Source organism: Brevibacillus sp. IT-7CA2 (genome assembly GCF_949767855.1).
GTDB lineage: Bacteria > Bacillota > Bacilli > Brevibacillales > Brevibacillaceae > Brevibacillus.
The window spans coordinates 73,119-80,818 of sequence record NZ_CATKQT010000010.1 but is presented as its reverse complement, the minus strand read 5'-3'; the positions used below and the strand labels follow the sequence as shown (position 1 = coordinate 80,818).

Sequence of the window (7,700 nt, the reverse complement as noted above, 5' to 3'; positions counted from 1 at the left end):
GAGACGAAAAGCTGTATTCCCGATTACTTGTAAAAAGTAATGGAGAATGCAGCTTTTTTTGTATTTCCGCCAGCAACTACAAATCTGATTCAAAAAAATACGTGCTCTAATAAAAGGAGCGTGAGCACAGCAGAGATCGGCGAGTGTGGTCATTATTGTGATTCCAGTCGATTATGCTATGCTGAATGACATACAGCTTTTTCAAATGAAAGAGGGATCAATATGCTTATTCTTGCAGTGGAGGATGAAAAAGCGCTGCTTCAAACAATTGCAGGAGTCCTGACCGATGAAGGATATCAGGTGGATACGGCAGAGCGCGGAGATGACGGCTTGTTATTGGCGGAACGCGGCATCTACGATTTGTTGGTCCTGGACATTATGATGCCAGGAATGGATGGTCTTTCACTGGTGAGAACGTTGCGTGCAAAAGGTATCATGACGCCAGTTTTGTTTTTAACGGCAAAAGATAGCGTAGAGTCGAGAGTCGAGGGATTGGATGCCGGAGCAGACGATTATTTGGTCAAGCCTTTTGCGGCCGAAGAACTAACGGCGAGAGTGAGAGCCCTCTTGCGCCGACAAGGGAAACAGAACGCAGAAGGCGAGCTGGCATACGGTCCTCTTTCGCTGAAGATAAATGAATATGACGGTTTTGTTGATGATGAGCCGATGAAGCTAACAACGAAGGAGTACGAGCTGCTTAAGTACTTCCTGCAAAATCGGGAGCAAATATTGACGCGCCAACAAATTTTTGACCGCGTATGGGGAATTGATTCAGAAGCGAATTACGGAGTGGTCGATTTGTATGTCCACTACCTGCGTAAGAAGCTGGGTGCTTACGAAGGCTTCATCCGAACGATCCGCAATGTGGGCTACATTTTGAAAAAGGAAGACAAATGATGTTTCGGAAAACGAGGATTCGGCTCGTAACGTTGAACGTAATAGTGGTGCTTCTCTTGTTGAACGGGCTGGGGAGTGCAGTCTACTACACGATGAAGTATCGTCTCTATTCGCAGGTGGACAGAGAAATGACCAAAGTCAGTCAAAGGCTGGCAGTTGATTCTTTGCCTCGTCTCCATCGAATTGAAGATGACCCTTTTCCATACAACCGTCAGGAGAGGAAAAAGTTTAACGATCTGGATCGCCGATATGTTTTACTTGTCTGGGATAGCTTTGGGCGTGTCATCGGGACCGCATTTGGTGACCGGCTGGAGCCAGAGGAGTATGCAGAATTCCAGCATAACGGAAAAGCAGATGGAATTGAAACGAAAACAGTGAATGGACAAGTCTATCGCGTGCAGACAGTTACCGTTCCAAAAAAGGTCGTTGTAGGCAATCGGATACAGACCGCGTACCAGTTTCAACTGATTTACAATCTGGCACCTGAGCAAAATATGCTGGACAGCTTGCTGTACGTTGTCATAATCGGCGACATTATCAGTATTGTCATTGCGATCGTGGCTGGCTGGTTTTTGGCGAGAAGGGCACTCATCCCGATCCAAGTCTCGTGGGAAAAACAGCAGCAGTTTATTGCCGATGCTTCTCATGAACTGAGGACGCCGCTCACGGCCATTATGGTCAATCTGGAGAGGCTTTTCAGACACCCGGATCATACGATTGAGCAGGAAAGCGAAAAAATCATGATTGGGATGCAGGAGGCCAAGCGTTTGAGCAAGCTCGTCTCGGATTTGCTCACACTGGCTCGCAGTGATTCTAACGAGTTGCAGATCATGAGTCAGACGCTGCGCTTAGACGAAGTCGCAAATAAATGCACCCAGGTTTTTGCACAACTTGCCATCGTACGGGAAATTCGTCTCGAAACAGACATCCAGCAACCCATTGAGATGGTGGGGGACCAAGAACGTCTGCATCAGCTCATGGTCATCTTGCTGGACAATGCCTTGAAGTACACGAACGAAGACGGCCGGATTTATGTCTCTTGCAAAAAGGAAGGCGGTCGCGTTTCGATTCTCGTAAAAGACAGTGGGATCGGGATTTCCAAAGAGGATATTCCGTATTTGTTTGATCGCTTCTTTCGGGTGGATAAAATGCGCTCTCGAGCGACAGAAGGCACAGGCTTGGGGCTTTCCATTGCCAAATGGATCGTGGATGCGCACCACGGAAAAATTCAGGTCAGCAGTGAGGTAGGTATCGGAACGAGTTTTTTGGTTACACTTCCAATAAAGGCTTAAACAGATGGAAAGAACCGTGATCCCAGCGTAGGAAATCGGTTCTTTTTTCAAATAGTGAGACAATTCCATTTAACATACTTTTATGTTTCAAATATCTCTAAATCGAGGTAAACTATAGGAAGAGAGGAGTGGCGTACTAATGAACATGACGATCACTAAAGCAGCGGTAGCATGGTTTCGGGAAGAATGGGGATGCAAAGAAGGAGACAGCATTCGTTTTTTTGTCCGGTATGGAGGCGTTAGTACGGTTCAGGATTCATTCTCGATGGGGATTGCCAAAGAGTTGCCGAATGAAATCGGCATTTCGACAGTAGAGGATGGCATCACATTTTACATGGAAAAAGATGAGTTGTGGTATATGAATGGAAGAGGGTTGATTGTCGATTATCGGCCAGAGACAGACGAAGTAGAATTTAAGCTGGATTAATCTAGGAATATGATAGCTAGTAGATGAAGGGCTCCGGATATACGGGGCCTTTTTACATGAGCGAAAAAACTAAAATATCATACTTTACAAACAAAAATGTATGTTATATTATGAATACATAAATGGAAAAAGGAGGAAGTTATATGCGTTTACTTGATTCTTACTTGGAGCTTGGCATTACGGGAATGGCACGTGCAGCTGGAGCGGGATGGTTCGATGGTCATTATGGGGCAGCTTTATTGGCAGGGTACTTCATGGATCGTGAGCACGATCTCCCTGAACATGTAAAAGAGGGTATTGAGCGGACATGCGAGTCCTTCCGCAAGCAAAAACCTGAATGGTTTGTTCCACTAGATCAAGACGAGCAAGCTGATCCCTCCTTGTTACAGCACGTCATCGATGGCCTCCAGCAAAATGTGAAGCAGCTTCGGACCTCAGGTCATGGACTAGCACTAGGTGTGTTGGCATTAAAAGCACTGCGCGAACGCCCTGATATGATCACTCCAACTGTGGTGGATGGCTTGGTCAAGATTCTTCAAGCGACGACAGAAGACAGGAAAGACCGTTATTGGGGCATCGAGAATTACCATGGCATGACGATTGATGATGTCAAAGACGAAGTTGCGCCTTACGATACAACCGCAGAGATGGCAGAGCGGGCGTTTGGCGAGCTACATTTAGTTATACCGCCGCGTGATATTAACGGAGTACGCTTTCATTTGGCGAGCGAGGTCGTTCATAACATCACACATGCTCATGCGTTAACAGATCTGGAGCGATTCGGTTATGAGGATATTGTGAAGCCTGGTATCGTAAACCATCGTCTTCAAATCTATTTGAATCGCCATGTTCCTCCGTTTACTTTGGAGGATGAGGTGAAGGAGCCAGCGTTCGAGGAAATTTTTTCTCCGCTATACTGGGATAGACTATACAGCGATCCTCATGCATTGAAGCTTCCGTATGCTGCATTGGATCTGCTAAAGCGGTTTCCTCCAGAGAAGAGAGCTCTTGCCGAGCGAAATTTGTGCAAGCTTTTGACGATTACGGATTAATACAATCACCTAAATAAAAAGAACAGGGAGGCCAATAGGCACTCTCTGTTCTTTTTCACTTCGATATGAGTGTTGTCTACCAGGTTGGAATGACAGTCGTAGTAGACTCCCGATTTGCATAGTAGCTTTTATGCTCGATCAGGGCATTGCGAATGGCAGACTCATTGATGTCGAAACCGATTCCTGGAGATGTCGGTACAGCCAGCATACCAGGTGCTGCAAAATCGATGACGGGTGTCACGATATCTTCAGCAAAGTAGCGATGGGAAGGGGATGTATCGCCGGCAATCGTAAAGTTGCTAAGCGAGGCCATCGCGATATTGTGCGCGCGTCCAATCCCTGCCTCCAACATTCCTCCGCACCATACTGGTACGCCGCGTGTCGCACACAGGTCATGGATCTTCTTGGCATCGGTCAGACCGCCTATACGACCGATCTTGATGTTGATAATCCGGCAACTGCCGAGCTCGAGTGCTTTGCGGGCATCTTCCACCGTATGGATACTTTCGTCGAGGCAGATCGGCGTTTTTAGCTCCCTTTGCAAGGTCGCATGGTCAATGATGTCGTCATGAGCCAATGGTTGTTCAATCATGATCAAACCGAAGCCATCCAAAGCCTTCAGCATCTCCATGTCTGCCAGCGTATACGCAGAGTTTGCGTCCGCCATCAGCGGAACATCTGGTCCAAATGTGTTGCGGATCGCACGCATTGGCTCGACATCAAAGCCCGGTTTGATTTTCACTTTGATCTTTTTGTAGCCGTCACGGATGAAGCCTTCTACGCGTTGCAGCAGTTTTTCGATGGTCGGCTCGATTCCGATACTCACACCGACGTCAATCGTCGTACGAGTTCCGCCCAATGCTTGGGAGAGGGAGAGGCCGTTCATTTTGGCGTACAAATCCCAGACGGCACCTTCCAAAGCGGCTTTGGCCATGTGGTTGCGGCGCATCCAGGAGAAGAGGCGGGATACGTCATCAGGATGCTCGATCTCCCGTGAAAACAGCTGCGGGATCAAATACTTTTCGAGCATGTACCAGACCGTATCAACATCTTCCTCGTTGTAGACGGGGACGTCCATCGCGACGCTTTCGCCGAACCCGACATAGGCACCGCTGTATGCACGCACCACAATGCATTCTTTGTGGGTTTCGACTCCCATGCTCGTCTCAAAAGGGGAATTCAAAGGAATTTTGATTCGTTGCAGGTCCACGCGTTCGATTTTCATGTTCATCTCTCCTCAACCGTTCATATGGATTGTCGCTCAAACGTTTTCAGTACCGTTCTTGCCAAAATCTCGATGCCGTCTAGCAGTGCTTCTTTTTCAAAAGTCATCTGCGGATGATGAAGTCCTGGTGTCAGGCCGCAGCCTAATCCAAGCATGGTCGCGCGAAGCTGTGGACGTTCCTTGGTGTAGTAGTGGAAGTCTTCCGCGCCCGGTGTCTGAATCGGCGGTTCGAGCTTTTCTTCCCCCAAGGTTTGGGTAATGGCATCCGCCATGATCAGTCTCGCTTCTTCGTTCACTTCCGCCGCATAGACACGTTCGGTGATCTCGTAAGACAGCTCAACTTCATACAGACGGGAGACGTGCTGCAAAATGTGCTCGACACGGGCAAATAGGGCGTGAATGACTTCATTCGTCTGTGCCCGCAGGTCCAAGTGGAAATGCGCCGAGCCCGGAATGATATTGCTGCTTTTGCTACCGGCGGAAAGCTGCGTCATTTTGACGGAATAAGGGACGAGCGGATCGAGATGAATGCCTTTTAACTGCTCAACAATCGCAGCGGCTACCTCGATAGCATTGACTCCGAGATGAGGTCGTGCGCCATGAGCATCGGCACCCTTGATTTGCCCGAATATCGTACCAGCCGCCCCGTGCAAGATGGCAGAAGCAGCTGTGCCGTGCGGGATTTCCTGAATGGGACGAAGGTGGACACCGTACAGAAAATCAATATCGTCCACTACTTGCTTGTTCACCATCGCAAGTGCGCCATTTCCGCTTTCTTCTGCTGGTTGGAAAATGAGCTTCAGGCGCCCAGGGAGCTGGACGTTCATTGCTTGCAGTACCATGAGGACGCCTAATGCCATGGTCATATGCGCATCGTGTCCGCAGGAATGGTTCGCGGTAAAGACGCCGTTTACTTCTTGCCAGAGTGCGTCCATATCTGCACGTACGCCTACAGTCAATTTTCCTGGTGTCGGATCGCCCCATTCGCCAACAACTCCCGTCACGTCGTCAAAGGTAGTGACGTGGCAATTGTGTTTTTTCAAGAAGTCAGCAATGAATGAGGTGGTTTGGACTTCCTCCCAGCTTATCTCTGGATGCTGGTGTAAATGCTCGTATAGAGAAAAAATGGCGGGCTGCAATTGTTTGATCGTTGTGCGCATGGTTCCTCCATCGGTTTGTTTAGGGTAGTCGATAGGTGAAACGAAGGCTACGCCAATCCACTTGACGCAGCCAGTCTTGTGAAAAGCTCATTTGTTACGAAACGCCGATTGTCACTGCTACGATGAGTGCGATCGAGGCGATCACGGCCCAACCAGCTAGCAGTTTCCAAATGAATTTGACCCATTTCTCATACGGAATGCCCGCAACAGCCAGATAGCCCATCAACGCAGAAGAAGTCGGGATAATGGAGTTGGTGACCGCATCGCCGTATTGGAAGGCAAGAACTGCAATCTGACGCTGGATGCCGAGCAAGTCCGCAATCGGCACCATGATTGGCATCGTTGTCGCTGCCTGTCCACTACCGGAAGAAATGAAGAGATTGAGAAAGGCTTGAATCACAAACATGGCGATGACGTTTACGGCATCTGGCAAATGACCAATCGCCGAAGTCAGGCTGTTAATCATCGTATCGATAATTTTTCCGTCTTCCAAGACGACCGTGATCGCGCGGGCAAAACCGACGATCAGCGCACCAAACGTAACGGCTCTCGCACCTGCGACGAAGGAATCAAACAGCGAATTGACCGACAAACCTCCGACGAGACCAGCAACCAGGCCCATGATCAGGAAGGAAGCGGTAAGCTCTGTCAGGAACCATTCGTACTTGAATACACCGTATACATTGAAGGCGAGACCACAGACCATTACCAGGAACACGAGCTTGTGGCGTGCATTCAGATCTGGGATGTCTACTGTTTCCTGTTCTTGACTTGCGTGATTCTCTACGCCATAAAGCACACTCTTGGTCGGGTCTGCTTTGACACGATACGCATAGCGCATGACGTACCAGATGGCAAAAGCGAGAACGAAGACATACACAACAGCACGGAAGGTAAGACCAGAGAAGAGCGGCAATTGCGCGAGCGACTGCGCTACCCCAACCGTAAATGGATTGATCATCCCGCCCATGAAGCCGGCTGCCGCCCCCATGGTGATCATGGCTGTACCTGTTACGGCATCAAAGCCCATTGCACGAGCCAGCGCGATACCGATTGGAACGAAGATGATGCTTTCTTCTGCCATTCCCATGGTGAAGCCACCGATGGAGAAGAGGAACATGGAAGCAGGAATGAGCAGCTTTTCCCGACCCTCCAAGTGTCGGACACCTTTATTGATCCCGGCTTCAATCGCTCCAGTCTGGCGGATGATTCCGAATACACCGCTTACAATAAAGATGTAGAAAATGATTTGCGCGCCTTTTTGCATTCCTTCTGGAATCGCTTTGAACATGTCAAAGAACGAGACCGGATCACTTTCTACAGGATGGTAGCTGCCGTTGACTACGACGGTTTTGCCTGAGGCAACGTCCTTGACCCGTTCGAACTCACCAGCTGGGAGAACATAGGAAGCTAGGGCTGCCAAAATGATGATGATAAAGAGGATGGCATAGGTATGCGGCACAGAAAAACGTTTCTTTGCAGGTTTCAATGGATGTGTAGACATGAGGTCACCTCGCTTTTTTTTGTTTATGACAAGCAAGGGTCGTGCCAAGTGTCGAAATTTCCCGAATATAAGCGTTTTCAGTGAATTTTCATGGGCAAGATAAAGGAACAAAATGAGATTTAGGAATGTTTATTAGGTTTTAT

Annotated in this window: 7 protein-coding genes; 4 read left to right on the top strand and 3 right to left on the bottom strand. The window is 48.6% G+C overall.

Annotation, left to right across the window (positions count from 1 at the left end; all coding sequences use genetic code 11):
• Positions 1–222: 222 nt before the first annotated feature.
• From ACM6JA_RS06475 to ACM6JA_RS06460, 4 genes are all read left to right on the top strand, one after another.
• Complete coding sequence (locus tag ACM6JA_RS06475) at positions 223–897, top strand: response regulator transcription factor (protein WP_007728963.1); 675 nt, start codon at positions 223–225, stop codon at positions 895–897.
• Positions 894–2,189, top strand: a complete 1,296-nt coding sequence (locus ACM6JA_RS06470; protein ID WP_414851653.1) for a sensor histidine kinase — start codon at positions 894–896, stop codon at positions 2,187–2,189. The genes ACM6JA_RS06475 and ACM6JA_RS06470 overlap by 4 nt, the downstream gene beginning before the upstream one ends.
• Positions 2,190–2,328: 139 nt before the next feature.
• Complete coding sequence (locus tag ACM6JA_RS06465; RefSeq protein WP_007728959.1) at positions 2,329–2,616, top strand: HesB/YadR/YfhF family protein; 288 nt, start codon at positions 2,329–2,331, stop codon at positions 2,614–2,616.
• A gap of 143 nt (positions 2,617–2,759) precedes the next feature.
• Positions 2,760–3,668, top strand: coding sequence for a hypothetical protein (locus ACM6JA_RS06460; protein ID WP_414851652.1), 909 nt, complete (start codon positions 2,760–2,762; stop codon positions 3,666–3,668).
• Between the two features lie 76 nt (positions 3,669–3,744).
• On the opposite strand, the gene menC is transcribed toward ACM6JA_RS06460, so the two are convergent.
• From menC to ACM6JA_RS06445, 3 genes are all read right to left on the bottom strand, one after another.
• Complete coding sequence (menC, locus tag ACM6JA_RS06455) at positions 3,745–4,893, bottom strand: o-succinylbenzoate synthase (protein ID WP_414851651.1); 1,149 nt, start codon at positions 4,891–4,893, stop codon at positions 3,745–3,747.
• 20 nt (positions 4,894–4,913) lie between these two features.
• Positions 4,914–6,053, bottom strand: a complete 1,140-nt coding sequence (locus ACM6JA_RS06450) for a M20 peptidase aminoacylase family protein (protein WP_414851650.1) — start codon at positions 6,051–6,053, stop codon at positions 4,914–4,916.
• Positions 6,054–6,147: 94 nt separating this feature from the next.
• Positions 6,148–7,557, bottom strand: a complete 1,410-nt coding sequence (locus tag ACM6JA_RS06445; RefSeq protein ID WP_414851649.1) for a YfcC family protein — start codon at positions 7,555–7,557, stop codon at positions 6,148–6,150.
• Positions 7,558–7,700 lie beyond the last annotated feature (143 nt).

Excerpts from the sequence above, each read along its gene's own strand:
- ACM6JA_RS06475 (WP_007728963.1), top strand. The coding sequence starts at position 223 with ATGCTTATTCTTGCAGTGGAGGATGAAAAAGCGCTGCTTCAAACAATT.
- ACM6JA_RS06470 (WP_414851653.1), top strand. The coding sequence starts at position 894 with ATGATGTTTCGGAAAACGAGGATTCGGCTCGTAACGTTGAACGTAATA.
- ACM6JA_RS06465 (WP_007728959.1), top strand. The coding sequence starts at position 2,329 with ATGAACATGACGATCACTAAAGCAGCGGTAGCATGGTTTCGGGAAGAA.
- ACM6JA_RS06460 (WP_414851652.1), top strand. The coding sequence starts at position 2,760 with ATGCGTTTACTTGATTCTTACTTGGAGCTTGGCATTACGGGAATGGCA.
- menC (WP_414851651.1), bottom strand. The coding sequence starts at position 4,893 with ATGAAAATCGAACGCGTGGACCTGCAACGAATCAAAATTCCTTTGAAT.
- ACM6JA_RS06450 (WP_414851650.1), bottom strand. The coding sequence starts at position 6,053 with ATGCGCACAACGATCAAACAATTGCAGCCCGCCATTTTTTCTCTATAC.
- ACM6JA_RS06445 (WP_414851649.1), bottom strand. The coding sequence starts at position 7,557 with ATGTCTACACATCCATTGAAACCTGCAAAGAAACGTTTTTCTGTGCCG.